Origin of the sequence: Pseudomonas sp. B7 (assembly GCF_016735645.1) — a bacterium.
In the GTDB taxonomy this organism is placed as follows: Bacteria; Pseudomonadota; Gammaproteobacteria; order Pseudomonadales; family Pseudomonadaceae; genus Aquipseudomonas; species Aquipseudomonas glycinae.
On record NZ_JAERRE010000007.1, the window covers coordinates 130,348 to 155,615 of the forward strand.

The window sequence follows — 25,268 nt, forward strand, 5'->3', positions numbered from 1 at the left end:
CCGTTCGCCCTCTCTTATGAAGCTCGCTCCCGCCCAACTCGGCAAACACCTGCAAGGCGCCCTCGCGCCGGTCTACATCATCAGCGGCGATGACCCGCTGCTGTGTCAGGAAGCTGCCGACGCCATTCGCTCCGCTGCCCGTCAGCAAGGGTTCGACGAACGCCAGGTCTTTGCCGCCGACGCCAATTTCGATTGGGGTACGCTGCTGCAGGCCGGCGCCAGCATGTCGCTGTTCGCCGAAAAGCGCTTGCTGGAACTGCGCCTGCCTTCGGGCAAGCCCGGTGACAAGGGCGCCGCCGCGCTGATCGAGTACTGCTCGCGCCCGGCTGAAGACACGGTACTGTTGATCAGCCTGCCGAAGCTGGACGGTAGCGCGCAGAAGACCAAGTGGGGCAAGGCGCTGGTCGAGGGTCAGCAGACCCAGTTCGTGCAGATCTGGCCGGTAGATGCCAACCAGCTGCCGAGCTGGATTCGTCAGCGACTGTCCCAGGCCGGCTTGTCGGCCAGCCAGGACGCGGTCGAATTGATCGCCGCGCGGGTCGAAGGCAATCTGCTGGCTGCCGCGCAAGAGATCGAAAAACTCAAGCTGATGGCCGAGGGCGGGCAGATCACCGTCGAAACCGTGCAGGCAGCCGTGGCCGACAGTGCGCGCTTCGACGTATTCGGCCTGACCGACGCAGTGCTCAACGGCGAACCGGCTCACGCCCTGCGCATGCTCGAAGGGCTGCGCGGTGAAGGGGTCGAACCACCGGTGATCCTCTGGGCTCTGGCCCGGGAGTTGCGCTTGCTGGCCAACATCTCGTTGCAGTACAGCCAGGGCACACCGCTGGACAAGTGCTTCAGTCAGGCCAAGCCGCCGGTCTGGGACAAGCGCAAACCGCTGATGAGCAAGGCCCTGCAACGTTACTCGGCGCAACGCTGGGCGCAGTTGCTGCTCGAAGCCCAGCGTATCGATGCGCAGATCAAGGGCCAGGCAGCCGGTTCGCCGTGGATGAGCCTCAGCCGGTTGGCGCTGCTGATGGCCGGTCAGCGTCTGACATTACCTGCCGAATGAAATCCGGGATCGCGCGCGGCGGTCCCGTTGTTTACCGAGTCCATTTCCTACAGAACATCCCGCCCTCGGTCCTATAGACAGACGCCCGAGATCGGCAGATTATCTGCCGCGCAAGACCTCACTCAATCGAGAGAACCCTCATGAGCAAAAAGCCATCGAAACATGGCCACAACAAGGCCAAATCCATCGTCGCCCAACCCCTGTTCCGCAGCCGCCAGGAACGCCCCACCAAGGGTAAAGGCAGCTACCGCCGCGAAGCCTTCCAGTCTGACAGCTGGGAGGCTTCTTACTTTCTGGCCGCTTGAAGCACAGCACCCCTTCCTCATGTTAAGGTCTGCACCTGATTCGTATTCCCTGGACCTGTGCATGCCCCTCAGTCTTTCCCGTCGTTGGCCCTTCCGCCAACTGATCGCTGCCTCCAGCTTCGTACTGCTCGTCGCCTGCGCGGAAAAACCCACCGCCGCCGACGCTCAACCGCTTCAGACCGCCCCCGTTGCCACAGCCCCAGCGATCCTCCCGCCGGTAGTGCCGTCCGGTGACAACCTCGACCTGCAACCGACCCAGACCTTTGCCGAATGGCAGGCCGGTTTCCGCAAGGAAGCTCTGGCCGCCGGCATCCGTGCCGACCTGTTTGACCGCGCATTTGCCAATGTCAGCTTCGATGCCAGCGTGATTCGCGCCGACCGCAGCCAGCCGGAATTCGCCCGGCCCGTCTGGGAATACCTGGACGGTGCCCTTTCGCCCTTGCGCGTGCGCAAAGGCCAGGCCCTGATCAGCCAGTACGCCGATATCCTGCAAAGCATCGAGCAGCGCTATGGTGTCGATCGCCAGGCGCTGGTGTCGGTGTGGGGGATGGAAAGCAACTTCGGCCAGTTCCAGGGCAGCAAGTCGGTGATCAATTCGCTGGCCACTCTGGCCTATGAAGGCCGCCGCCCGGGCTTTGCCCATGCGCAGTTGATTGCGGCGTTGCAGATCCTGCAACAGGGCGACATCACGCCGGAAAAAATGCTCGGTTCCTGGGCTGGCGCCATGGGCCAGACCCAGTTCATCCCGACCACCTACAACACCCACGCCGTGGACTTCGACGGTGACGGTCGCCGCGACATCTGGGGCAGCCCGGCTGACGCTCTGGCATCCACCGCGCATTACCTGCAAAGCTCCGGCTGGCAGCGTGGCCAGCCGTGGGGCTTCGAAGTCCAGCTACCAAGCGGTTTCAACTACACCCTGGCCGACGGCGCGATTCGTAAAAGCGTTGCTGAATGGCGGCAACTGGGCGTGATCCTGCCGAACGGCGGCCAGGTTCCAGCCGGTTCCGAGCAACTGTCCGCTGCCCTGCTGCTGCCGGCCGGCTATCGCGGACCGGCGTTCCTGATCCTCGACAACTTCCGGGCGATCCTCAAGTACAACAACTCGTCGTCCTACGCACTGGCCGTCAGCCTGTTGTCCGAGCGCTTCAACGGTGCCGGCCTGATCAATGGCACCTGGCCAAAGGATGACCTGCCGCTGAGCCGCACTGAGCGGATCGAACTGCAAAACCTGCTCACTGCGCGCAACTACGACGCCGGTGCGGCAGACGGGATCATCGGCGCCAATACGCGCAAGGCGATCCGCAGTGCGCAGCAGTCATTCGGCTGGCCGGCGGACGGTTATCCGACGCACAAACTGCTGGAAAGCCTGCGTAACCAGTAAAGACAAAAGACCGCCGCCTCTTCAGGCGGCGGTCTTTTTTTGTGGCTCGATCAGCGAATCACTACATCCTGTTCCAGCATCAATTCTTTCTTCCCTGCATCCAGTCGAACCAGCGCCCCCAGCGGCAGCGTCAGGTTCGGATCGCAGTGCCCGATGCGCCAGCCGGACAGCACCGGAATCCGCAGCGGTTCAAAAGTCTGCTTGAGCAAGCGGTTCAAGGCCTCGACATCCACGCCCGCCACATCCCCAACCAGCACGCCGCGCAATCTGGCCAGCTTGCCCGCCAGACGCATCTGGGTCAGCAAGCGGTCGATCCGGTACAGCGGCTCGTTGATGTCCTCGATGAGCAGAATCACCCCTTCGACGTCGATTTCGTAGGGCGTGCCCAGGGTCGCGGCGATCATCGCCAGATTGCCTCCCTGCAAACGCCCGTGGGCAATGCCGGGTTCCACGGTGGTCAATGGATAAGCCGCCGGATGACTCAGCACACTGCCGGCCTTCAACTGACCCCGCAGCATGGCGAAGAATGACGTCACCGTCGGCGGTTCCTTGTCCCCCAGCAGATCGGCATTCAGCAGCGGCCCGTGAAAGGTCACGAAACCGGCATAACGGCTGATGGCCAGATGCAGTGCGGTGATGTCGCTGTAACCGACGAAAGGCTTGGCATGACGGCTCAGCAGGTCGTAGTCGATCCGGTCCAGCAACCTTGGCGTGCCGTAACCACCGCGCAGGCAAATGATCGCATCCACCTCCTCGTCAGCGAACGCCGCGTGCAGATCGTTGAGCCGCACCTCGTCGCTGCCGGCCAGATAGCCATCCTTCTCGTAGACGCCAGGGAACACCCGCAAACCGTAGCCCCGGGCGCGCATCCACTGAACGGCCTTTTCAGTGTCCAGCGTGCCGGGGCCGGCAGGCGCAATGACGCCTATCAGCCCTTCCGACGGCAGCGCGGGCACAGGCTTGTGCGGGAAAAGGGTGTGGGTCGGTCGAACGGTCATCCATGGATCTCCCTGTGTGAAGTCATGCTCACACAGTAGTCAGGAACGGCGACAAACAGAAGAGGCTCGGCCGCGCCGCAGATTGCAGGAAAAGTCAGTAACGCGTGTAGGCCGGGCAAAAAAATGCCCGCCGGGCGATAAACCACGGCGGGCATTTTACATTCAGCGCCGAATCAGGAACCGAGCAGCTCGGCCTTGACCAGTTTCGCTTGCTCGTCAGCGTGGTACGAAGAACGCACCAATGGGCCGGACGCGACGTTCTTGAAGCCCATCTTGTAACCTTCCTCGGCGAACCAGGCGAAGGTGTCCGGGTGCACGAAACGCTGCACCGGCAAGTGGCTGCGGGACGGTTGCAGGTACTGGCCCAGGGTCAGCATGTCGATATCGTGTTCGCGCATGCGCTTCATGACTTCGATGACTTCGTCGTCGGTCTCGCCCAGACCCAGCATCAGGCCGGATTTGGTCGGGATGTGCGGCATCATCTGCTTGAAGCGTTGCAACAGAGTCAGCGACCACTGGTAGTCCGAACCCGGACGCGCAGCCTTGTACAGGCGCGGTACGGTTTCCAGGTTGTGGTTGAACACGTCCGGCGGCTCGGCCGCGGTGATTTCCAGGGCGATGTCCATGCGGCCACGATAGTCCGGGACCAGGGTCTCGAGCTGCACGTTCGGCGACAGTTTGCGGATTTCGCGGATGCAGTCGGCAAAGTGCTGGGCACCGCCGTCACGCAGGTCGTCGCGGTCAACCGAGGTGATCACCACGTACTTGAGTTTCAGGTCGGCGATGGCGATGGCCAGGCTTTCCGGCTCATTGACGTCCAGTGGTTTCGGACGACCGTGGCCAACGTCGCAGAACGGGCAACGACGGGTGCAGATGTCACCCATGATCATGAAGGTCGCGGTGCCGCCGGAGAAGCACTCGCCCAGGTTCGGGCAGGACGCCTCTTCGCAGACGCTGTGCAGCTTGTGCTTGCGCAGCAGGCTCTTGATGCGGTCGACTTCCGGCGAAACCGGGATGCGCACGCGGATCCAGTCGGGTTTCTTCGGCAGTTCGGTGGTCGGAATGATCTTCACCGGGATGCGTGCAACCTTCTCGGCGCCGCGCAGCTTGACGCCGGCTTCAACCTTGGGACGCGGGGCCGGGCGCTCGGTCACGTCGAGCGTCGGGATCATGGTTTGCACTGCATCAGTAGTCATATCAGTCGATTCCGCCCGTCAGGGTCGTCTGCTCAGCATAGTCGAGGTGTTTGACGAGCTGCGCGCGCAGCCGGGCACTTACCTCGGCAAATTCAATCGATCCTGCGTGCTCGCTCAGCTGGGTCATCGCCAGCCCGGCATAGCCGCAGGGATTAATCCGTCGAAACGGTTCCAGGTTCATGTCCACGTTCAGGGCCAGGCCATGAAAGGAACAACCGTGGCGAATCCGCAAACCCAGAGAAGCGATCTTCGCTCCGTCGATGTAGACGCCGGGAGCATCCGGCTTGGCCACGGCGGTCACGCCGTAGCTGGCCAGCAGTTCGATCAGGCAGCGCTCCATGCGGCTGACCAGATCGCGCACGCCGAAACCGAGTCGGCGCACATCCAGCAGCAGATAGGCTACCAACTGGCCTGGGCCATGGTAGGTCACCTGACCGCCGCGGTCGACCTGCACCACCGGAATGTCTCCCGGCAGCAACAGGTGCTCGGCCTTGCCGGCCTGGCCCTGGGTGAACACCGGCGGATGTTCAACCAGCCAGATTTCATCCGGGGCCGTGGTGCCACGCTCGTTGGTAAAACGCTGCATGGCCTGCCAGACCGGCTCGTAAGCCATCTGGCCAAGCTCGCGAAAGCCCAGCGTGCCCGGCATCACAGCACCATGTGCACGAAACCGGTAGCCCGCAGTTCGCTGTTGATGTTGTACAGCTGATCCTGATCGGTCGCGACGATGTGCAACTGGATGGTGGTGTACTTGCCGTTGCTGCTTTGACGCTCGTCGACACGCTCATCGTTGATCCTGGCGTGTTTCTTGACGATGTCGATGATCTTGTCTTTGTTGCCGACGCCCGTATCGCTGATCACCTTAACCGGATAATCAACCTGGGGAAATTCGATCTTTGGCGCCTTTACTTCGGTATCGGTCATGGCGTAACGGCCTCGTAAGCGTAAGCCCGGTAACGAACAAGGCCCCGCTCCGGATCGGAACGGGGCCATGCAGGTCAACTCGAATCAGTTGAACAAGCCGTAGAAGAATAGACGGATGCTATCCCACATGCGGCGGAAGATACCACCCTCCTCGACAGCGTCCAGGGCGATCAGGTCGGCGCTGTGCACCACCTTGTCGTCCAGTTTCACTTCGACTTTACCGATCACGTCGCCCTTGGCGATTGGCGCGGTCAGTTGCGGGTTCATGGTCATGCTGGCAGCGAGCTTCTTCAGCTGGCCTTTCGGCAGGGTCATGGTCAGGTCTTGTGCCAGGCCGGCCTTGACTTGACTGGTAGTGCCTTTCCACACCGGAGCCTGAGCCAGTTCGGTGCCCTTCTGGTAGAAGGTCTGGGTTTCGAAGAAGCGGAAACCGTAGGTCAGCAACTTCTGGGTCTCGGCGGCGCGGGCCACTTCGCTGTTGGTACCGAACACCACGGCAATCAGGCGCATGCCGTCACGTACGGCCGAGGACACCATGCAGTAGCCGGCTTCGTCGGTGTGGCCGGTTTTCAGACCGTCGACGGTCTTGTCGCGCCACAGCAGCAGGTTGCGGTTAGGCTGTTTGATGCCGTTCCAGAAGAACTCTTTCTGCGAGTAGATCGCGTAGTGAGCCGGATCTTCGTGGATGATCGCGCGCGCCAGGATCGCCATGTCGTGAGCCGACGAGTAGTGCTCAGGATTCGGCAGACCGGTCGGGTTCATGAAGTGGGTATTGGTCATGCCCAGATCGGCGACGGTCTTGTTCATCAGGTCGGCGAAGGCGTCTTCGCTGCCCGCGATGTGTTCAGCCACCGCGACGCTGGCGTCGTTGCCGGACTGGATGATGATGCCGTGCAGCAGGTCGCTGACAGTGACCTGCGAGCCGACCTTGATGAACATCCGCGAACCGCCGGTGCGCCAGGCGTTTTCGCTGACGGTCACCGGGTCGTTTTCACCGATCTGGCCGCGACGGATTTCCAGCGTGGCGATGTACGCGGTCATCAGTTTGGTCAGGCTGGCCGGCGGCAGGCGCTGGTCACCGTTGTTCTCCACCAGCACGTTGCCGCTGTTGGCATCCATGAGCACGTAGGATTTGGCGGCCAGTTGTGGTGGCGACGGCATCATCTCGGCCGCGAAGGCGGCTGGCGAGAGGAGCAGCGGGACTAGCAGACACAGGCGTTTGGCAAAGGTGGTGATGTTCATCCGTCTCTCGAAATCGCTAATGGAAACTGCCCTTGCGGACAAAATTAATCAGATGGCTTTCTAACGGGCCATCGCGTGTTCAGTTGCTCACTCCAGTCACCCTTGCCGGGCTTTTGTTCTTCGACGAGCCAACAACCTGGTTCACCCCCCAATCGCTGGTGAACCGTCAATCAAGTCCTACGTTTACTCGGTGACCACACTTGGCGAACCCAGGTTGGCCAGGCGCACGCTGTTCTGTACCTGGGCAATTTCACCCGGCGAACCGATCGGTCCCAGGCGAACCCGGTGCAGGGTCTGCTGATTGCGCACGATCGAGCTGATGAACACCGGAGCGCTCACCATCCCGCTGAGCTTCGACCTCAGGAGTTCTGCAGCGTCCGGGTTGGCGAACGCGCCCACCTGCAGATACTGGCCAGACGCTGGTGCAGAAGCGTTTTTTTTTGCATCGAGCTGAACCGGCACGACGGCCGCGGCGTGCTGCTGCGGCGGCGGGGTCCATTGCTCGACGGTGCCGGCCGAGGCCGTGATCACCGGGGTGCTATTCTGCGCGACTTGCGGCTCGTTGAGCATCAATGGTGCCGGACGGCCCTTGGCGGCCCACCATTGCTGCGGGTCGATGCCTTCGACCTTGACCCGCGCGGTGCCGATTTCGGCATAACCGAGTTTCTTGGCGGCGGCGTAGGACAGGTCAATGATCCGGTCCGAGTAGAACGGTCCGCGGTCATTGACCCTCAGGATCACGCTCTTGTTGTTGTCCAGGTTGGTCACCCGAACGTAACTCGGCAGCGGTAATGTCTTGTGGGCGGCACTCATGCCGTACAGGTCGTAGACCTCGCCGTTGGCGGTGTTCTGACCGTGGAACTTGGTGCCGTACCAGGACGCGGTGCCAGAGGCCACGTACGTCTTGGATTCCTGCAACGGGAAATAGGTCTTGCCCAGCACGGTGTACGGGTTGGCCTTGTACGGGCCGGTGTGCAGGGTCGGCGTGGCGTCCGGGATGCGCGATACATCGACGTCCCACCACGGCGCGCCGTCCTTGTGGGCCCGGTTGATGTCCAGGCCCGGCTGCGAACGCACGGCGGTGGTCGGCTTCTGGCTCGGCGAACGGCTGGTCGAACAACTGGCGACCAGCACCGCCAACGCAGCGAAAGCCACCAGCTTCAGGGGTTTATTGATAGGCAATGCCCGCATTACTTGACGCCCCGTGCTTGTACCAGCTGTTCAGACAGTTGATGTACGGCCATGGCGTACATCACGCTGCGGTTATAACGCGTGATCGCGTAGAAATTCTTCAGGCCCATCCAGTATTCCGGGCCGTTGTCGCCTTCGAGGCGGAATGCGGTGACCGGCATGTCATCGCGCAGCGCATCATGACTCGACCAGCCCAGCGCTCGCAACTCCCCGACGGTTTTCGTCGGCTCGATGCCGGTGGTCAGGCCTTCATCCACCTGCTCACCGCGTACATCTGCGCGACTGACCACCGGCTCGCCGGCGACCCAGCCGTGACGTTTGAAATAGCTGGCAACGCTGCCGATCGCATCATCCGGGTTGTTCCAGATGTTGATGTGGCCATCACCGTCGAAATCCACCGCGTAGGCGCGGAAACTGCTCGGCATGAACTGTGGCAAACCCATTGCCCCGGCGTAGGAACCCTTGAGGGTCAGCGGGTCGACCTGCTCCTCGCGCGCCAGCAGCAGGAACTCACGCAGCTCCTTGCGGAAAAATTCGGCACGAGGAGGATAGTCGAAACCCAGCGTGGACAAGGCATCGATCACCCGGTAATTACCGGTATTACGTCCGAAAAAGGTCTCAACGCCGATGATCGACACGATCACCTGGGCCGGAACGCCGTATTCCTGCTCGGCGCGGGCCAGTGTGGCCTCGTGCTGACGCCAGAAATCCACACCGCGGGCGATGCGCGCGTCGGTGATGAACATCGGCCGGTATTCTTTCCACAGCTTGACCCGTTCGGCGGGTTTGGAAATGGCGTCGAGAATCGCCTGTTTGCGCTGGGCCTCGCGGAACACGGCCATCAGCTGTTCGCCGGCGAAACCGTAGTCGCGGGTCATTTCACCGACGAATTCGGCCACCTGGGGCGAGCCTTCGTAATCGCCGGCCAACGCTTCCTGCGCGCTGCCAAGGATGCCTACCAGGCCGAGCCACGGTGCGTATCGTGTCGCCCAGTCACGCATTACTTGCATTGAACTCTTCACCTTATTCAAACCTGTGCGATCCACTTGCGATGGGTATGGATCGACATCAAAACCCCAAACGCTGACAGCAGCGTCACCAGCGAAGTTCCGCCGTAGCTAATGAACGGCAACGGCACCCCCACCACCGGCAACAGGCCACTGACCATACCGATGTTGACGAAAACATAAACAAAAAACGTCATGGTCAGTGCGCCAGCCAACAGTTTGCCGAACAGCGTTTGCGCCTGGGCGGTAATCACCAGGCCACGACCGATCAGCAACAGATAGATCAACAGCAATGCGCAAATGCCCACCAGGCCGAACTCTTCGCCGAGTACGGCAATGATGAAGTCGGTGTGGCTTTCCGGCAGGAAGTCCAGGTGCGACTGAGTGCCCAGCAGCCAGCCCTTGCCGAACACGCCGCCGGAACCGATGGCGGCTTTCGACTGGATGATGTTCCAGCCGGTGCCCAACGGATCGCTTTCCGGGTCGAGGAACGTCAGGATCCGCTGTTTCTGGTAGTCGTGCATGATGAAGAACCACATCGCAACCGACACCGGAATCGCCGCCGCCAGCACGCTGAGAATCCAGCGCCAGCGCAGTCCACCCATGAACAGCACGAAGGCGCCGCCGGCCAGAATCAGCAGCGAAGTGCCGAGATCCGGCTGACGCACGATCAGGGCGAACGGCACACCGATCAGCAGCAGACTGATACCGACGTGCTTGAGTTGCGGCGGCAGCGTACGTTTGGACAGGTACCAGGCGATGGTCGCCGGCATCAGGATCTTCATGAATTCCGAGGGCTGGAAGCGAATCACCCCGGGGATGTTGATCCAGCGGGTCGCACCCATTGCGTTGTGGCCCATGATGTCCACCACCATCAGCAACACCACGCCGATCACGTAGCCAAGCGGCACCCAGCGCGCCATGAACCTTGGTTCGAACTGGGCGATGACGATCATCGACACCAGACCGATGCCAAACGATGTGGCCTGTTTGGCCAGCAAGTCCCAGCTCTTGCCGCTGGCCGAATACAGCACGAACAGGCTGCCGGCCGCGAGAATCAACAACAGCACCAGCAACGGGCCGTCGATATGCAGACGTTGCAACAGCGTCGCCCGGCGACGCATCACATCCTCGCTGGAGAGCATGCGATCGAAATTATTCATCACGGGCCGTAGCCTCCGCACTGATAGGGCTGGCGTATTCGGCCTTCAACCGTCCGTCCTGATCCAGCAGCCAGGCATCCATGACCTGCCGCACCACCGGTGCCGCGACGCCGGAACCGGACTCACCGTTCTCGACCATCACCGACACCACGATCTTCGGGTCATCCGCCGGCGCGAAACCGACAAACAGGGCGTGGTCGCGGTGGCGCTCCTGAACCTTGGAACGATCGTACTTCTCGCCCTGTTTGATCGCCACAACCTGCGCCGTACCTGACTTGCCGGCGATCCGGTATTGCGCGCCGATCGAAGCCTTGCGCGCGGTGCCGCGGGCACCGTGCATCACCTGCTGCATGCCGTGGTTGACCTTGTTCCAGTCGGACGGGTCGCGCAGGATGATGTCCGGCATCGGGTTTTCATCCTTCGGTTTCTCGCCTTCGATGGTCTTGGCCAGGTGCGGGCGGTTCCACACGCCCTTGTTGGCCACCAGCGCCGTGGCCTGGGCCAGTTGCAGCGGGGTCGATTGCATGTAGCCCTGGCCGATCCCGAGAATCAGGGTTTCGCCGGGGAACCACGCCTGACGCCGGGTCGCGCGTTTCCACTCGCGGGACGGCATCAGGCCGGGGGATTCTTCGAACATGTCCAGCGAGACCTTCTGGCCGATGCCGAACTTGTTCATGTAGGCCGACAACCGGTCGATGCCCAGTTTGTGCGCCAGGTCATAGAAGTAGGTGTCGTTGGACCGCATGATCGCCGTGTCGAGGTCGACGAAGCCGTCCCCGGTGCGGTTCCAGTTGCGGTACTTGTGATCGTAGTTGGGCAGCATGTAGTAACCGGGGTCGAACACCCGGCTCGACGCCGTCACCACGCCCGCATCGAGACCGGCAATCGCCACCGCCGGCTTGATCGTCGAACCCGGCGGGTACAGACCGCGCAGCACGCGGTTGAACAGCGGCCGGTCGATCGAATCGCGCAGCTCGGCGTAGGCCTTGAAGCTGATGCCGGTGACGAACAGGTTCGGGTCGAAGCTCGGCTGGCTGACCATCGCCAGCACTTCGCCGGTTTTCGGATCGAGCGCCACCACCGCGCCACGCCGACCGCCCAGCGCAGCCTCGGCAGCTTCCTGCAACTTGATGTCGAGGCTCAGGACAATGTCCTTGCCTGGCACCGGATCGGTACGCTTGAGCACGCGCAGGACGCGGCCACGGGCGTTGGTCTCGACCTCTTCGTAACCCACCTGACCGTGCAGCTCGGCTTCATAGAAGCGCTCGATGCCGGTCTTGCCGATGTGGTGGGTACCGCTGTAATTGACCGGATCGAGGGTCTTCAGCTCTTTCTCGTTGATCCGCCCCATGTAACCCACCGAGTGCGCGAAATGCGCGCCCTGCGGGTAATGACGCACCAGTTGCGCGACCACCTCGACGCCCGGCAGACGGAACTGGTTCACCGCGATCCGGGCGATCTGCTCTTCGGTCAGCTCGAACAGGATCGGCACCGGCTCGAACGGCCGGCGGCCCTGGCGCATGCGTTTCTCGAAGATCACCCGGTCTTCCGGCGTCAGCTCCAGCACCTCGACGATCACGTCGAGCACCTGCTGCCAGTCGCCGGAGCGCTCGCGGGTCATGCTCAGGCTGAAGCTCGGACGGTTGTCCGCCACCACCACGCCGTTGCGATCGAAAATCAGGCCACGGGTCGGCGGGATCGGCTGGACATGCACCCGATTGTTTTCCGACAGAGTCGAGTGATATTCGTACTGAATCACCTGCAGGTAATACAGCCGCGCAATCAGCACGCAGATCAGTGCCACCACCGCAATTGCGCCGAACACGACGCGACCACGCACCAGACGGGCGTCTTTTTCGTGGTCCTTGATGCGGATCGGCTGAGACATGAGGGCGGGTTACTTGTGGTAAGGGTGGCCGGACAGCACGGTCCAGGCACGATACAACTGCTCGCCGATGAGGATGCGCACCAGCGGGTGCGGCAGCGTCAGCGGCGACAACGACCAGCGCTGATCCGCGCGGGCACAGACTTCCGGCGCCAACCCTTCCGGGCCACCGACCATGAAGTTGACCGTGCGCGAGTCCAGGCGCCAGCGATCGAGTTCGACTGCCAGTTGCTCGGTGCTCCACGGCTTGCCATGAACTTCGAGGGTGACGATCCGCTCGTTCTGCCCGACCTTGGCCAGCATGGCTTCGCCTTCCTGACGGATGAAGCGGGCCACGTCGGCGTTCTTGCCACGGGTATTGAGCGGAATTTCCACCAGTTCCAGCGCCAGCTCGGACGGAAGACGCTTGGCATATTCATGCCAGCCTTCTTCCACCCACTTTGGCATGCGTGAACCGACGGCGATCAGTCGCAGTCGCACAGCAATCCCTTACAGCTGGTCTTTGTTGAGCTTGGTGAAATGCTCGTGGGTGTTTTCCGGGCTGTGGTGCTTGGCATCCGCCGCACGGCTCTGCTCGGCACCGGCCCACAGGCGTTCCAGGTCGTAGAACTGACGTGCAGAGGCAGTCATCATGTGCACGATCACCAGGTCCAGATCCAGCAGCACCCAGTCGCTGTCGCCCTTGCCTTCTTCGCCCAACGGCTTGGCGCCGTTCTTTTTGACCTCTTCGCGAACCTTGTCCAGCATCGCGTTGATCTGGCGGTTGGAAGTACCGGTGGCGATGATCATGTAGTCGGTGATGCTCTGCTTGTCGCGCACATCAATGATCTGGATGTCCTGGGCCTTGACGTCTTCCAGGGCTGCAACGGCAACCTTGACCAGTTCGTCGCCCTTCAGCGGTTCGTTGGCGTTGACCGGCTCTGGCAGCGGGGCGCTCTTGAATGTGCCTTTGCGCTTTACTTTGGTTTGGTCTTTGTCAGTCATATAAAACTCGTTTTGCTCATATATTCGGCGGCTTGGCGACACGTGGATTCGTATCAGTGAAGCACGCCTTGTTCAGTTCGACGCACGGTACAGACCGTGCGCATCGATGTAGGCCAGGACCGCGTCGGGCACCAGGAAACGTACCGACTTACCGCTGGCCAGCAGTTGACGGATCTGGGTGGCGGAAACCGCGAGCGGTGTCTGCCGGACGAATGCAATCTGTCCGCTCGGCCCCTTCAGGGCCAGCGGGTCGCTCACCGAACGCGCTGCCAGCAGGTTGCGCAAGGCATCCGGCGGTTCGCTGTCGGCGTCCGGGCGCTGTAGCACCAGGATGTGGCAATGCTGGAGCAACTCTTCCCAGCGGTGCCAAGTGGGCAGGCCGCAAAACGCGTCCCAGCCCAGAAGCAGAAAAACCTGGGTCTCGGCGGCCATTTCGGCACGCAGCGACTCCAGGGTATCGATGGTCCAGGACGGTTTGTCCCGCTGCAATTCGCGGGCGTCCACCACCAGCGGCGGCACACCGGCCACCGCACATTCAACCATTGCCAGCCGATCCTGCGCCGACACTTGCGGCGTATCGCGGTGCGGCGGCCGGGCGCTGGGCATCATGCGCAGCTCATCGAGCCCAAGCGCTTCGGCAACTTCAAGCGCACCACGTAGATGGCCGACATGCACCGGATCGAACGTCCCGCCCAGTACGCCAATGCGCCGGGGACGAGGTTTCTTGCCGGTTTTCGGCGTTTTCAGGTCGAGGTCGGACAAGTCAGACCGTCGCCTGGCCGCGCAACTGACCATCACCGACCACGATGTACTTCTCGCAGGTCAGTCCTTCGAGGCCCACCGGGCCACGGGCGTGCAGCTTATCAGTAGAAATGCCGATCTCGGCACCCAATCCGTATTCGAATCCGTCGGCGAAGCAGGTCGGGGTGTTGATCATCACCGACGCCGAGTCGACCTGAGCCACGAACTGGCGGGTGTCGGCGAGGTTTTCGCTGACGATCGAGTCGGTGTGATGGGAGCCGAAATGGTTGATGTGCTCGATGGCCTGATCCAGGCCATCCACCACGCGGATCGACAGAATCGGCGCCAGGTACTCGGTGCTCCAGTCTTCTTCGGTCGCGGCTACGGCCTCGATGATCGCCCGGGTGCGTTCACACCCCCGCAGCTCGACGCCCTTTTCGCGGAACTGTTTGGCCATCGACGGCAGGAAATCCTTCGCCACACGTTGATCGACCAGCAAGGTCTCCATCGCACCGCAGATGCCATAGCGATAGGTCTTGGCATTGAAGGCAATGCGCTGGGCTTTCGGCAGGTCGGCGTGTTCGCTGACATAGACGTGGCAGATGCCGTCCAGGTGCTTGATCACCGGCACCCGGGCGTCACGACTGATGCGCTCGATCAGGCCACGCCCACCGCGCGGGACGATCACATCGACGTACTCGGGCATGGTGATCAGCGCGCCAACGGCGGCGCGGTCGGTGGTTTCCACCACTTGCACAACGGCAGCCGGCAGTTCGGCTGCGGCCAGACCGCGCTGGATGCAGGCAGCGATCGCACGGTTGGAATGAATCGCCTCGGAACCGCCGCGCAGGATGGTCGCGTTACCGGACTTCAGGCACAGGCTGGCGGCATCGATGGTCACGTTGGGACGGGATTCGTAGATGATCCCGATCACGCCCAGCGGCACGCGCATCTTGCCGACCTGAATGCCCGACGGACGGAAGCTCATATCACGGATAGCGCCGACCGGATCCGGCAGCGCTGCGACCTGACGCAGGCCGACGATCATGCCGTCGATGCGCGCCGGGGTCAGTTCCAGACGTTCCAGCAGGGCCGGCTCCAGGCCGTTGGCGCGACCGGTGGCCAGATCCTGTTCATTGGCTGCCGCAAGCTCGGCGCGGGCGGCGTCCAGGGCATTGGCGGCAGCCAGCAGGGCGCGGTTTTTCTGCGCGGTGCTGGCACGGCCGATGACGCGGGAGGCTTCGCGGGCGGCGCGACCCAATCGGGTCATGTAGTCAAGAACGGACTCAGTCATGGTCTGCTGGGGTCTTGGCAAAGAGGAAAGCGGCAGATTATAGCTGTCGCGTCCCGGGACTAACAGCGGTGACGGGCGGATGGTCGAAATGGACCACGATTTGCCGACGTTCAGCCGGGATTAAGCCTTGAATTGTTATCATCACGACCTCTTCCGCCTGGATAAACCCTGTTTGCCATGTCCAACCTGACCGTTCGCGCCACCTCCACGCGCCAGCCTGTCGGCCTTGCGGACGCTTTTTTTGACCGTGACGCCCAGACACTGGCCCGCGATCTGCTCGGCAAAGTCATTCGCCACCGCGTCGGCGATTTGTGGCTCAGCGCCCGAATCATCGAAACCGAGGCCTATTACTGCGAGGAAAAAGGCAGCCACGCGTCCCTCGGCTACACAGAAAAGCGTAAGGCTTTGTTTCTGGACGGCGGCCACATCTATATGTACTACGCCCGTGGCGGCGATTCGTTGAACTTCAGCGCCCAAGGCCCGGGCAATGCGGTGCTGATCAAATCGGCCTATCCGTGGGTCGACGAGATCAGCGGCCCGGCCAGCTTGGCGCAGATGCTGCTGAACAACCCCGATGCTCAGGGACGCCCGCGTCCGTCGCAGAAACTCTGTGCCGGGCAGACGCTGTTGTGCAAGGCGCTGGGACTGAAAGTGCCGGTGTGGGATGCCAAGCGCTTCGACCACGACATTCTGCTGGTGGAAGACACCGGCCCTGCGCCAACTCATGTGATTCAGACCACGCGCCTAGGCATTCCCCATGGCCGTGACGAACACCTGATGTATCGCTTCGTCGATGCCGCCTATGCCCAGTGGTGTACGCGGAACCCGCTGCGCCGGGGCCAGGTCGAAGGTCGCGATTATTTTCTGCTGTGAATGCACACCCATCGGCCCGCCGATCAGGGACATCAATGAAATGGAGTGGTTTGTATGGGCCCATGGCTCGATAGCGTGACCGGGTGGCTGGCCGCCAATCCGCAGTGGCTGGCCGCTGCTGTGTTTGTCGTGGCCTGCGTGGAATGCCTGGCGATTGCCGGGTTGATCGTGCCCGGCACAGTATTGCTGTTTGCCGTAGCAGTGCTGGCCGGCAGCGGTGCACTGTCGTTGAGCGAAACCCTGTTGTTGGGTTTCCTCGGCGGGATTCTCGGCGATGTGGTTTCGTATTTCCTCGGTCGCCACTTCCACCAGAATATCCGGCGCTTGCCGGGGTTGCGCCATCATCCGGAATGGATGGCCGGCGCGGAAACCTATTTCCAGCGCTATGGCATTGCCAGCCTGCTGGTCGGACGCTTCATCGGGCCGTTGCGGCCGATGTTGCCGATGGTCGCCGGGATGTGCGACATGCCCTTCCCGCGCTTTGCGGCCGTAAGTCTGTTGGCCGCCGCCGGCTGGAGCCTCGCGTACCTGCTGCCGGGCTGGGCCACCGGAGCGGCGATTCGGCTGCCACTGCCGGAAGGCTTCTGGTTGCAGGCCGGGATCGTTGCCGGCAGCATCGCGGTGATGGTCGGCCTGAGTGCCAACAGCAGCTTGCGTCGTCATCGCCGGGCGACGCTCTGGATCAGCAGCATGAGCCTGTTGATCCTGATCGGCCTGTTCATCGACTACCCGTATCTGACCGCCCTCGATCAGGGCGTCATGACCCTGGTGCAGGAACACCGCCGCCCGGCGCTGGATGAAGTCGCGGTGGTTTTCACCCTGATCGGTGAATTCCGCAACATGCTGCTGTTCAGCGCCCTGCTGACTGCGTTGCTGTTGCTGTGCCGACAGTGGCGCCACGCGATCTTCGTGGGCGGCACCCTGCTCGTCACGGCCCTGGCCAACACCGGCACCAAAATGTTCTTCGCCCGGGTGCGCCCGGAAGTACTGACTGATCCGCTTACCAGCTACAGCATGCCCAGTGGTCACGCTTCGGGGTCGTTCGCGCTGTTCCTGGCGCTCGCCGTGCTGGCCGGACGCGGGCAGCCGCCGCGCCTGCGCCTGACCTGGTTGTTGCTTGGCTGTATACCGGCGCTGGCAATTGCCCTGTCACGGGTATACCTGGGAGCGCACTGGCCAACGGACGTCCTGGCCGGGGCCATGCTCGCTGCCTGTGTCTGCGCAGCGGGCCTGTGGCTCAGCCAACGCGATGCACCTCTTGGTGCCATGCCACAGAAAGTCTGGTGGCTGGTATTGCCGGCTCTGCTCGCTCTGTTTGGCTTCTTCGTATTGCGACACTTGCCACACACCTTGTTGCGATATGCCTACTAGGCCCGCGCTCAACGCCTACCGGCGCATGCCCGGGCGGTGAGCGCCGGCAAACATTTGGCAAAGCAAAAGCTCATGAACAAGTCCGTGCCTCATGCCACATTCCGGCAGCTGCACCACAAACGGACTTGTGAAAAGAGCAATGACTTTGATGAATCAACCGATCCACCCTCCCCGGGCTGACCGACCGTCAGCGCCAATCAAAATATCCGACCTGACCACCCGACTGGATCAAGCCATCCAGTACAGCCCCCCGCCCTCGGGCCAAAAGCCGGGGCTCGCAGACCTGGACGAGCTGTTCGGCCCGTTGCGTATCGGTGAATTCAGTGTCAGTCGCCAGACACTCCAGGCCTTGGGCGTCCGAATCGATGGGCAAACCCTATCGGCGGCCAATACCTACTTTGCCGACCCTGACCAGGCATTCATCGATTCGCTGGAATTCGACACCGTTCAAATGGAACAACGGATGAGAGCCGTACCCTCGCCCGAAAACCTGCAGATCCCGCCCCTGCTGTACGAAATCGTCACCCAACGCTCCCCCGATGCGGCACCGCTCATGCGCGAGATGCCCACCGGCGAGTTTGCTGACGCCATGAACAAGATCAACCATTTACTGAACGCCACCCAACGCCTCGACATTCGTCGAGACCCGCTGCCCGAGCACCTGCCGGACTGGGTCGACAAAGCCAAAAGCCGCGGAATGACCAGCATGGGTGTCGGCATGCAGGCGTATGGACTCTACAGCGCTTACATCGGTGCTATCGATGCCCTCAAGAAGGGCGACACAGGTGAAGCGCTGATCAATGTTGGTGGAGGCGTCGCGGAAATCACCTCTCTGGGCGTGGAGTACGCCCTGAGCAAGAGCGGGGAGCAAATGATCCGCCAGGGATCCATGGCCTTCGAACAATTCGGCAGGACTTCCATGGGCAAGTGGCTATGCCGCGGGGCCGGGCTGATCGCCAGCGTGCTGACGCTACCTTTCGATATCTATATCGCGATCAAGTCCTTCAACGATGCCGCCAAGGCTCAGGGCAAGGAAGCTCAGGATCTGTACGTGACGGGTGGACTGAGCGTGTTCAGCGGCGCATTGTCCCTGGCACTTGGCTGCGCGGCATTGACAGGGTTCCAGGCAGCGGGTCCGCTGGGCATTGCCGCCGCCGCGATAATGATTGTCGGGGCAAGAATCTATGGTGCCGTGCGAGCCGTCGACGACATCGACGATTACATCGAGCTGACGGTGAACGAGCGCTGGCGGGCCGGCTGGTTTGCGTTCACCGGACAGGATCAGGACAAGGCGCTCATGGATCGCTACCTGATCGCCAAGACCACCGCCGACTACGCCAAAGCCCTGAAAACCCGCAGCCTTCACTGGCTGGCCAATGAATTCAGGGAAACCGTCGACGTCATTGTCAACGGTCGATTCGAGGTGACACTGCAACCCACCCGTATCTATCGTTACCAATGGGACGAAGACAAGGGCGAAACACCCTACACCATCGAAAACCTGCCCCTCATCAAAGACACGGACGACTCGTATGACACGCGAGACGGTTTACCGGATTCGGATTCCGTCGTCTCCATAACGAAAAGTGACCCTGCCAAAGGGGTTTTCTGGAATCTGGGCGGTGGCCATGACACGGTGCAGGGTGCCAAGGACAAGCCAAACTTCTTCAGCTACACCACAGGCCGCAAATCCCTGAGCGGTGGCGACAGAAACGACTCCTTTGTGTTTCAGACAGCGTCAGAAGCACTCTCCTACGATCCGATCAGGGCCAGCGAGCTGTCGGGGGGCGACGGAATCGATCTGTTGTGGCTTCAAGGCACGCACAAACACCTCGACCATATTCCCGACCCACCCCGCCACCTCGGTTATGACATCGATCTGAAACGTGGAAGGCTGGCGTTGCGCCCCGCGAGCCCGGGACTTGAACCGGTACTGCATTCGACGCTCAAGTCCATCGAAAAGGTCGAAACACTTGCCGGCGCAACCAATCGGGTCACCGGCTCCGATCAGGCGGACATCATTGCGGCCAATGGCAACGATCACGTCGATGCCGGTGCCGGGGACGATCAGATATCCGTACGTGGTCTGAATGCCACAGTCGATGGCGGTCGCGGCAGTGATACCTATTATCTCGACCCGATGTGCCACAAGATCTCCATCACCGAGGACGGTCTGGAGCCGAGCAAGATCTATCTGGGCGTATCGCTTGAAGCCGTCCAGCGCTGGTTCGTCCGGCAGAACGCGCTGGTGATCGAGTCACTTCGAGACGATGATCTCCGGTCGCCCAGGCGCGAACTGATACTGGAGAACGCTTACCAGACCATCGATGGCAAACGCATCCTGCATCACGACAAATGGGCGTTCATTACCCAGGACGGTTTTCACTTGCAGCCGGATTGGCCCACCGAGATTCCGGAGTCCGGCGATCTGCCCGTCAGCGTCACAATCCTCACATCAGGCGTACCCAAGGCGTCTCCGGTGCAGATCAACGATCATCCGCACGTAGTTTCGGCTCAAGCACACTCCCAGTATTTCGTTTCCCGCCAGATCCGTCGCGCAGCCCTGATCACCCCGAAAGACGGCCTTCCTTCGCACAGCACCGTGTATATCGATTTCGACAGCGAGGAAATTGTCAGCGTCAGTGCCACTTATGTCGTGAGCATCACGGAGACGGAGGCGTTCACATTCCTCGATTACGACAATGTCCATTTCACCCTGACCTTCGCTCGGGGAGCCCGGCTCTCGCTGCATGGAAACGTGATCGGAAGCCGGGACCGGAAAAGCGACATGGGCGCCGGCAACATCGCCGCCGGGTGGGCAATGAATCATCCCTTGACCCTGGTGATGCGAAATGGCGTTTCCTATCGTCTGGACTATCCTCGGAACACCTATCTGGAGGATGCAAGGAACCCGGGCTACCGGGTCATTGAAAGTCGTGCCTCATTACGCGAGCGGGCAGGTCGATACCTGTTCGTCAGACCGTCTGTCAGCAAGCGCTCCTTGAAGAACACGCCGCAACGGGTTGATTTTCTGGCCACCGAACACAACGCGACCTACTGGCTGGAAGGAAGATCGGCAAGTTATGAACTTTTTCCTGCCAGCAATCTCTCCATACGCTTGTCCACCGCCGACGCCGAGGCCAGACTTTCCGGCTCCTCCACGTGGCTCATTCATACCCATCTTCTGCCTGAAAAAATCACTCTGCGCGACCTCAGCATCAAGAATGACCTGATCAGGATCGGCAGCGTTCACGTCCACCTGCCAGACAGCAATGATCCACTACTGCCACTGGAAACCGTCGAGGTGGCGATCTCATCGGGGAACCGTTACCGGATCAATGCCCTGTTCGAGGTGATCGGCCTCTGCACTGCCGATGCCCGGGCCTACTCGACAATTGATGCGCTGGTTCAGGACGCACAGGATCACCAGCGTCGCGACGAGCTTGAAAGCAGTGACTTGCAGATCCTGAACCTGCGCTTGCACGATGCTGCTCCCGGCAGGATTTTTTACAACGTAGCCACCGACATCTGGAGACTCGAAAGCGAGCCGTCCCGTGTGATATCGATCGAACACCTGTCCATCGTCAAGGAATGACACCATGCGGCCCAAAGCCCCCTCACTATCAACCCCTTCCAGGATCAACACATCCGTCGATACTTCGGCTTTACCTCCCCGACTGCGGCCACCGGATCAGCCCCCACAGTCACAACATTCACTGTCCGAGTCGGTGATATCAGGCAACCGGAACCCGGGTCATCAACAGCCATCCGCAGCGATACCCGGCCTTTCAAGAATCCAGGTCTCGGACTTGCCGGGCCTGCCCCGAGAATCGGCAGTCGTGTTGAGCGACTATCTGTTGAACCCCGGCCTGCTGCGTAACATGCAACCAGCCAATGAAGAAGGCTTGCGCCATATCGTCGGACGCAAGTTTGTCGATGTGAAAGACAACGGTACCGTATACGTGGAGTTCGACCCGCACCTGGGCACTTATCGGGCAATGGATCTGTACAAAAAGCTTGCGCCCGGACCTGCGCTCTACAGAAATGTCGGTGAAACGACATGGAGTCCGGCTCAAGCGGCAGATTCGGCGAGCCCGCTGAAACGCCCCATTCCCGAAGATGGACACAGGGCGGAAGCCACACTGGCCAAACAGCCGCGAATCACGTCGATGCCCGCACAATTGAACGCAGCCACGTCCGAATTGCTGGATACACATTTCGCACGGCTGCATCCGCAGATGACTCAAGGCGAACGGGTCATGGAATTGCGCTCGTACAACCTGTCTCCTCTCCAGCACGTCCGACTGCGCGACGACCTGATTGCCCATCCGTCAGCGCTTCCGGAATGGGTCGCACAGCACAAGAGCCGGTCACTGAACGCGGACGACCCTGCACGCTACGACGCATTGCATCAGGAAATAGAGCCCCTGCTCCTGCCACTGAGAAACGGCAGGCTGTTGCTCAGTCATCTGGGGGACTATGGCGATTTCAGCGAAAGCGTCAGTCGCGAATTCCTCGACGGATTCCTTGCAAGGCTGGGCTACCTGCGCAACGGCAGCGACGTCCTGTACCGCACAGACATCCCGGCCCTGTTCCGGGCCGATGAACGGACGCCCTTCGAGTTCTACAACGATGACCGGATGTTGCCGCGGCTCAAGCATCCTCGTGGAGCAACCACCGAGAAACCGATCAGCGCAACCGTCAGTCTGAAGCGGGTTGAGCGATATGCAGGCAGAGGCACGGGCTACCCCGATCCGGAGTATCTGCTCTACAACAACCAGAAAAACAAATACCCCGGACGCAAGCCCGGTGACCCCGACAATGAATCAGGGGAATCCGACAATGACTGGTCCGAGGCTTCGGATGTGGAACTCGACTCCGAACGCAATTACGAAACCGTCCGGCACGATCAGACGATCATATTTGCGTACGTCATCGACACGCGAAAAATGGAAGTCGTCCTGAGAGAAGAGAATCATCTGCTCAACAACGCCGCCAGGAACAAGGGTGCGTGGTTCCCGGAGGATGAACTTGAAGCGCTGATTTCAACGTCGAAACGGGGCATCGAATCGGAACGCCTCTGGCTGCTCGACTCCACCCTCACTCGCGCTGCGAAAGTCGATGACATCGCTTATGAGGCAGGTTATCGACAGCGCAATGAAATAGAAGCGCGGACCCATCAAGGCGTCGACAACCGATACGAATACGATGCCCTGATCGACAAGGTCGCCCAGGCCGGCAAGCCGGTACTGACACTGGGCAAGGACAAGGAGTGGTTCGCCAACGACATCATCTGGCCCGAATAGCGTTTTTGGCTCTAGGCAAACAGCTCGCCCTGCAACTCATCGAGCAGCGCCTGGATCGCATCCAGCCGCTGCTGCGGATCATCGAGTTGCAGCAGGTCGATCTTGTCTTCCTCGGCAAACGGCAGCAGATAAGCCAGCTGATTGGCCAATGACTGCTGCCCGGCAGCCTCGATACCCATGTTCAGCGCCTCGACCATCGGGTGCTCGGCCAGGGCCTTGAGCAACGCCACCAGATCGGCGTCTTCATCCTGCAACGGTTGTTCGGGCTCTTCGTCCAGCCACTCGACCTCGGCCACGATCAATTGGTCGCGTTGCACTTCAGTGCGCTGCACGATGAAGCGCCGCCCGCCCTGCACCCGGATGCCCAGCAGTCCGTTGTCCTGCTGCTGGAAATCGGTGATGCGCGCTTCGCAGCCGACCATGGCGAAACCTTCCGGCGCGACGCCGACTTCGCTGCCCTCAAGGATGCACACCACGCCGAACCCGCCGCCCTGTTTCATGCAGCGGCCGATCATGTCCAGGTAGCGCGCCTCGAAGATCTGCAAATCCAGATTGCAGCCGGGAAACAGCACCGTGTTCAGCGGAAAAAGCGGCAGACTCATAGACATTTCCTTACACCACCATCGACACCGCCAACGGCAGGAACACCGCCGTGGCCACGCCCATCAGACTCATCGCCAGTGCCGCGAAGGCGCCGCACTCATCGCTTTCCTGCAAGGCCACCGACGTGCCGACCGCATGCGCGGTCATGCCCAGCGCCATGCCGCGCGCCTCCGGGCTGTGCACGCCGAGACGGGTCAGCAGCGCCGGGCCGAAGATCGCACCGATCACCCCGGTAATCAGCACGAACACCGCCGCCAGTGCCGCGACACCGCCGATCTGCTCGGCCACGAGCATGGCGATCGGCGAGGTGACCGACTTGGGCGCCATGGTCATCAGGATCATGTGATCGGCACCGAACCACCAGCCCAGCGCCACGCCCATGCCCGTGGCGACCACGCCACCTATCACCAGCGTAGTAAAAATCGGCCAGAACAATTGGCGGATGCGTCGCAGATTCAGATAGAGCGGCACCGCCAGCGCAACGGTCGCCGGACCCAGCAGAATACTGAGGATCTCGGTGCTCTTGCGGTACTCGGCATAAGTCAGGCCGCAGCCGACCAGCACGCCGATCACCAACAGCATCGAGACCAGCACCGGTTGCAGGAAGATCCAGCGGGTTTTCTCGAACGCCGCCAGCACCAGTTGATAGGCACCCAACGTGATGCCGATACCGAACAGGGGGTGGTGAATCACCGAAGCCCAGGCACCTTGCCAGTCGAACAGCATCAGGATTCCTCCGAAGGCGGCGCGTGACGCTTGACCAGCCGTTGCATCAGCACGCCGGCGAAGGCCATCGACAGAATCAGCGACACCACCAGCGCACCGACGATGGCCCAGAAATCCGCGGCAATCGCCGTGGCATACACCATCACACCCACCGCTGGCGGCACCAGCAGCAACGGCAGGTAACGCAACAGACTGCCGGCCGCAAGGTTCAACGGCTCGCCGACTTCACCGCGCACGATCAGGAATACCAGCAACAGCAAAAGGCCGATGATCGGCCCCGGCAGCACCGGCAACAGCAAATGATTGAGGGCCGTGCCGAGCAATTGAAACAGCACCAGCCACGTCAGGCCACGTAGCAACATCCGACATCTCCGTCTTACTTTCCAACCCGCAAGTCGTCGGCATTATAAGCACGCCTGCGCTATGGATCGGCATTCGCCAAAAGCATGGTCGGTTGACCTGAGCAAATCGCCATGATGATCTACAGTGGTTCGCAGGGCGGTCAAATCCCCCACCTGAAAAACTATAAAACCGATGAACCCAAGGAGAGTCTCAATGCCCTATGTTCCCGTTGCAGAGCTCAAAGATTATGTCGGCAAGGAACTCGGACGTTCCGAATGGCTCACCATCGACCAGGAGCGCATCAACCTGTTCGCCGAAGCCACCGGGGATTACCAGTTCATCCATGTCGACCCGGTCAAAGCCGCGCAAACGCCATTTGGCAGCACCATTGCACACGGTTTCCTGTCGTTGTCGCTGATCCCGAAACTGATGGAAGACATCCTGATCCTGCCGCAAGGCGTGAAGATGGTGGTCAACTACGGTCTGGACAGCGTGCGCTTCATCCAGCCGGTCAAGGTCAATTCCAAGGTCCGCCTCAAGGTCGACCTCGGTGAAGTGACCGAGAAGAAACCTGGCCAGTGGCTGCTCAAGGCCACCGCCACCCTGGAGATCGAGGGCTCGGACAAACCGGCCTACATCGCCGAACCGCTGTCGCTCTGCTTCGTTTAAGCGCCTGGAT

Annotated in this window: 24 protein-coding genes; 8 read left to right on the forward strand and 16 right to left on the reverse strand. The window is 61.3% G+C overall.

Annotated features, from left to right (window positions below; all coding sequences use genetic code 11):
* Nucleotides 1-16 precede the first annotated feature (16 nt).
* The 3 genes from holA to JKA62_RS17035 all read left to right on the forward strand — a co-directional run bounded on the left by holA (nucleotide 17) and on the right by JKA62_RS17035 (nucleotide 2,743).
* The gene (holA, locus tag JKA62_RS17025; protein ID WP_007958673.1) at nucleotides 17-1,054 is read left to right on the forward strand and encodes a DNA polymerase III subunit delta; all 1,038 of its coding nucleotides are present in this window, start codon (nucleotides 17-19) and stop codon (nucleotides 1,052-1,054) included.
* A gap of 140 nt (nucleotides 1,055-1,194) precedes the next feature.
* Nucleotides 1,195-1,359 carry an alternative ribosome rescue factor ArfA gene (arfA, locus tag JKA62_RS17030; protein WP_007958672.1) on the forward strand — a complete coding sequence of 55 codons (165 nt, stop codon included), beginning with the start codon at nucleotides 1,195-1,197 and terminating at the stop codon, nucleotides 1,357-1,359.
* A gap of 61 nt (nucleotides 1,360-1,420) precedes the next feature.
* Nucleotides 1,421-2,743, forward strand: coding sequence for a lytic murein transglycosylase (locus JKA62_RS17035; RefSeq protein ID WP_011336091.1), 1,323 nt, complete (start codon nucleotides 1,421-1,423; stop codon nucleotides 2,741-2,743).
* A gap of 50 nt (nucleotides 2,744-2,793) precedes the next feature.
* Here JKA62_RS17035 and JKA62_RS17040 read toward each other — a convergent pair whose 3' ends face one another.
* The 13 genes from JKA62_RS17040 to JKA62_RS17100 form a co-directional block, all read right to left on the reverse strand.
* Nucleotides 2,794-3,741: a S66 peptidase family protein gene (locus JKA62_RS17040; RefSeq protein WP_201818740.1), complete on the reverse strand. Its 948-nt coding sequence runs from the start codon at nucleotides 3,739-3,741 to the stop codon at nucleotides 2,794-2,796.
* A gap of 173 nt (nucleotides 3,742-3,914) precedes the next feature.
* Entirely contained in the window at nucleotides 3,915-4,913 is a 999-nt protein-coding gene (gene lipA / locus JKA62_RS17045) for a lipoyl synthase (protein ID WP_162130488.1), read from the reverse strand.
* Nucleotides 4,914-4,938: 25 nt separating this feature from the next.
* On the reverse strand, nucleotides 4,939-5,586 hold the full coding sequence (lipB, locus tag JKA62_RS17050; RefSeq protein ID WP_011336093.1) for a lipoyl(octanoyl) transferase LipB: 648 nt from the start codon (nucleotides 5,584-5,586) through the stop codon (nucleotides 4,939-4,941).
* Complete coding sequence (locus JKA62_RS17055) at nucleotides 5,586-5,861, reverse strand: DUF493 domain-containing protein (RefSeq protein WP_011336094.1); 276 nt, start codon at nucleotides 5,859-5,861, stop codon at nucleotides 5,586-5,588. The genes lipB and JKA62_RS17055 overlap by 1 nt, the downstream gene beginning before the upstream one ends.
* 84 nt (nucleotides 5,862-5,945) lie before the next feature.
* Nucleotides 5,946-7,103, reverse strand: coding sequence for a D-alanyl-D-alanine carboxypeptidase family protein (locus tag JKA62_RS17060; RefSeq protein ID WP_011336095.1), 1,158 nt, complete (start codon nucleotides 7,101-7,103; stop codon nucleotides 5,946-5,948).
* Nucleotides 7,104-7,286: 183 nt separating this feature from the next.
* Nucleotides 7,287-8,294, reverse strand: a complete 1,008-nt coding sequence (locus JKA62_RS17065) for a septal ring lytic transglycosylase RlpA family protein (protein WP_201818741.1) — start codon at nucleotides 8,292-8,294, stop codon at nucleotides 7,287-7,289.
* The gene (mltB, locus tag JKA62_RS17070; RefSeq protein ID WP_201818742.1) at nucleotides 8,294-9,304 is read right to left on the reverse strand and encodes a lytic murein transglycosylase B; all 1,011 of its coding nucleotides are present in this window, start codon (nucleotides 9,302-9,304) and stop codon (nucleotides 8,294-8,296) included. The genes JKA62_RS17065 and mltB overlap by 1 nt, the downstream gene beginning before the upstream one ends.
* A 17-nt stretch (nucleotides 9,305-9,321) precedes the next feature.
* The gene (gene rodA / locus JKA62_RS17075; RefSeq protein ID WP_050761190.1) at nucleotides 9,322-10,425 is read right to left on the reverse strand and encodes a rod shape-determining protein RodA; all 1,104 of its coding nucleotides are present in this window, start codon (nucleotides 10,423-10,425) and stop codon (nucleotides 9,322-9,324) included.
* Between the two features lie 31 nt (nucleotides 10,426-10,456).
* The gene (gene mrdA, locus JKA62_RS17080; protein ID WP_011336099.1) at nucleotides 10,457-12,352 is read right to left on the reverse strand and encodes a penicillin-binding protein 2; all 1,896 of its coding nucleotides are present in this window, start codon (nucleotides 12,350-12,352) and stop codon (nucleotides 10,457-10,459) included.
* A gap of 9 nt (nucleotides 12,353-12,361) precedes the next feature.
* Nucleotides 12,362-12,829: a 23S rRNA (pseudouridine(1915)-N(3))-methyltransferase RlmH gene (gene rlmH / locus JKA62_RS17085; protein ID WP_009051038.1), complete on the reverse strand. Its 468-nt coding sequence runs from the start codon at nucleotides 12,827-12,829 to the stop codon at nucleotides 12,362-12,364.
* 9 nt (nucleotides 12,830-12,838) lie between these two features.
* Nucleotides 12,839-13,333, reverse strand: coding sequence for a ribosome silencing factor (rsfS, locus tag JKA62_RS17090; protein WP_011336101.1), 495 nt, complete (start codon nucleotides 13,331-13,333; stop codon nucleotides 12,839-12,841).
* Nucleotides 13,334-13,405: 72 nt separating this feature from the next.
* Nucleotides 13,406-14,128, reverse strand: coding sequence for a nicotinate-nucleotide adenylyltransferase (nadD, locus tag JKA62_RS17095; protein ID WP_236676573.1), 723 nt, complete (start codon nucleotides 14,126-14,128; stop codon nucleotides 13,406-13,408).
* Nucleotides 14,097-15,368 (reverse strand): glutamate-5-semialdehyde dehydrogenase, encoded by a 1,272-nt coding sequence (locus JKA62_RS17100; RefSeq protein ID WP_011336103.1) that lies wholly within the window; start codon nucleotides 15,366-15,368, stop codon nucleotides 14,097-14,099. The genes nadD and JKA62_RS17100 overlap by 32 nt, the downstream gene beginning before the upstream one ends.
* A 177-nt stretch (nucleotides 15,369-15,545) precedes the next feature.
* On the opposite strand from JKA62_RS17100, the gene JKA62_RS17105 reads away from it, so the two are divergent.
* From JKA62_RS17105 to JKA62_RS17120, 4 genes are all read left to right on the forward strand, one after another.
* Nucleotides 15,546-16,241 carry a DNA-3-methyladenine glycosylase gene (locus tag JKA62_RS17105; protein WP_201818744.1) on the forward strand — a complete coding sequence of 232 codons (696 nt, stop codon included), beginning with the start codon at nucleotides 15,546-15,548 and terminating at the stop codon, nucleotides 16,239-16,241.
* 54 nt (nucleotides 16,242-16,295) lie between these two features.
* Complete coding sequence (locus tag JKA62_RS17110) at nucleotides 16,296-17,612, forward strand: bifunctional DedA family/phosphatase PAP2 family protein (protein WP_201818746.1); 1,317 nt, start codon at nucleotides 16,296-16,298, stop codon at nucleotides 17,610-17,612.
* Nucleotides 17,613-17,760: 148 nt separating this feature from the next.
* Nucleotides 17,761-21,207, forward strand: a complete 3,447-nt coding sequence (locus tag JKA62_RS17115) for a calcium-binding protein (protein ID WP_236676574.1) — start codon at nucleotides 17,761-17,763, stop codon at nucleotides 21,205-21,207.
* 244 nt (nucleotides 21,208-21,451) lie between these two features.
* A complete protein-coding gene (locus tag JKA62_RS17120) occupies nucleotides 21,452-22,918 on the forward strand; it encodes a hypothetical protein (protein ID WP_238383043.1) in 1,467 nt (488 codons plus the stop codon).
* Between the two features lie 11 nt (nucleotides 22,919-22,929).
* On the opposite strand, the gene JKA62_RS17125 is transcribed toward JKA62_RS17120, so the two are convergent.
* From JKA62_RS17125 to JKA62_RS17135, 3 genes are read right to left on the reverse strand one after another with little or no spacing between them, the layout of a single operon-like run.
* Nucleotides 22,930-23,520 (reverse strand): LON peptidase substrate-binding domain-containing protein, encoded by a 591-nt coding sequence (locus JKA62_RS17125; RefSeq protein WP_007958639.1) that lies wholly within the window; start codon nucleotides 23,518-23,520, stop codon nucleotides 22,930-22,932.
* 10 nt (nucleotides 23,521-23,530) lie between these two features.
* A complete protein-coding gene (locus JKA62_RS17130) occupies nucleotides 23,531-24,247 on the reverse strand; it encodes an LrgB family protein (protein WP_007958637.1) in 717 nt (238 codons plus the stop codon).
* Entirely contained in the window at nucleotides 24,247-24,609 is a 363-nt protein-coding gene (locus JKA62_RS17135; protein ID WP_085654991.1) for a CidA/LrgA family protein, read from the reverse strand. The genes JKA62_RS17130 and JKA62_RS17135 overlap by 1 nt, the downstream gene beginning before the upstream one ends.
* 193 nt (nucleotides 24,610-24,802) lie before the next feature.
* Here JKA62_RS17135 and JKA62_RS17140 point away from each other — a divergent pair, with 193 nt between their 5' ends.
* Nucleotides 24,803-25,258, forward strand: coding sequence for a MaoC family dehydratase (locus JKA62_RS17140; protein ID WP_007909575.1), 456 nt, complete (start codon nucleotides 24,803-24,805; stop codon nucleotides 25,256-25,258).
* The last annotated feature ends 10 nt before the right edge of the window (nucleotides 25,259-25,268 follow it).

Excerpts from the sequence above, each read along its gene's own strand:
- lipB (WP_011336093.1), bottom strand. The coding sequence starts at position 5,586 with ATGCCGGGCACGCTGGGCTTTCGCGAGCTTGGCCAGATGGCTTACGAG.
- nadD (WP_236676573.1), bottom strand. The coding sequence starts at position 14,128 with ATGGTCAGTTGCGCGGCCAGGCGACGGTCTGACTTGTCCGACCTCGAC.
- JKA62_RS17115 (WP_236676574.1), top strand. The coding sequence starts at position 17,761 with ATGAATCAACCGATCCACCCTCCCCGGGCTGACCGACCGTCAGCGCCA.
- lipA (WP_162130488.1), bottom strand. The coding sequence starts at position 4,913 with ATGATCCCGACGCTCGACGTGACCGAGCGCCCGGCCCCGCGTCCCAAG.
- holA (WP_007958673.1), top strand. The coding sequence starts at position 17 with ATGAAGCTCGCTCCCGCCCAACTCGGCAAACACCTGCAAGGCGCCCTC.
- JKA62_RS17140 (WP_007909575.1), top strand. The coding sequence starts at position 24,803 with ATGCCCTATGTTCCCGTTGCAGAGCTCAAAGATTATGTCGGCAAGGAA.
- JKA62_RS17130 (WP_007958637.1), bottom strand. The coding sequence starts at position 24,247 with ATGCTGTTCGACTGGCAAGGTGCCTGGGCTTCGGTGATTCACCACCCC.
- rsfS (WP_011336101.1), bottom strand. The coding sequence starts at position 13,333 with ATGACTGACAAAGACCAAACCAAAGTAAAGCGCAAAGGCACATTCAAG.
- JKA62_RS17135 (WP_085654991.1), bottom strand. The coding sequence starts at position 24,609 with ATGTTGCTACGTGGCCTGACGTGGCTGGTGCTGTTTCAATTGCTCGGC.
- arfA (WP_007958672.1), top strand. The coding sequence starts at position 1,195 with ATGAGCAAAAAGCCATCGAAACATGGCCACAACAAGGCCAAATCCATC.
- JKA62_RS17125 (WP_007958639.1), bottom strand. The coding sequence starts at position 23,520 with ATGAGTCTGCCGCTTTTTCCGCTGAACACGGTGCTGTTTCCCGGCTGC.
- JKA62_RS17060 (WP_011336095.1), bottom strand. The coding sequence starts at position 7,103 with ATGAACATCACCACCTTTGCCAAACGCCTGTGTCTGCTAGTCCCGCTG.
- mltB (WP_201818742.1), bottom strand. The coding sequence starts at position 9,304 with ATGCAAGTAATGCGTGACTGGGCGACACGATACGCACCGTGGCTCGGC.
- JKA62_RS17035 (WP_011336091.1), top strand. The coding sequence starts at position 1,421 with ATGCCCCTCAGTCTTTCCCGTCGTTGGCCCTTCCGCCAACTGATCGCT.
- rodA (WP_050761190.1), bottom strand. The coding sequence starts at position 10,425 with ATGCGTCGCCGGGCGACGCTGTTGCAACGTCTGCATATCGACGGCCCG.
- JKA62_RS17100 (WP_011336103.1), bottom strand. The coding sequence starts at position 15,368 with ATGACTGAGTCCGTTCTTGACTACATGACCCGATTGGGTCGCGCCGCC.
- JKA62_RS17105 (WP_201818744.1), top strand. The coding sequence starts at position 15,546 with ATGTCCAACCTGACCGTTCGCGCCACCTCCACGCGCCAGCCTGTCGGC.
- JKA62_RS17110 (WP_201818746.1), top strand. The coding sequence starts at position 16,296 with ATGGGCCCATGGCTCGATAGCGTGACCGGGTGGCTGGCCGCCAATCCG.
- JKA62_RS17065 (WP_201818741.1), bottom strand. The coding sequence starts at position 8,294 with ATGCGGGCATTGCCTATCAATAAACCCCTGAAGCTGGTGGCTTTCGCT.
- JKA62_RS17055 (WP_011336094.1), bottom strand. The coding sequence starts at position 5,861 with ATGACCGATACCGAAGTAAAGGCGCCAAAGATCGAATTTCCCCAGGTT.
- mrdA (WP_011336099.1), bottom strand. The coding sequence starts at position 12,352 with ATGTCTCAGCCGATCCGCATCAAGGACCACGAAAAAGACGCCCGTCTG.
- JKA62_RS17040 (WP_201818740.1), bottom strand. The coding sequence starts at position 3,741 with ATGACCGTTCGACCGACCCACACCCTTTTCCCGCACAAGCCTGTGCCC.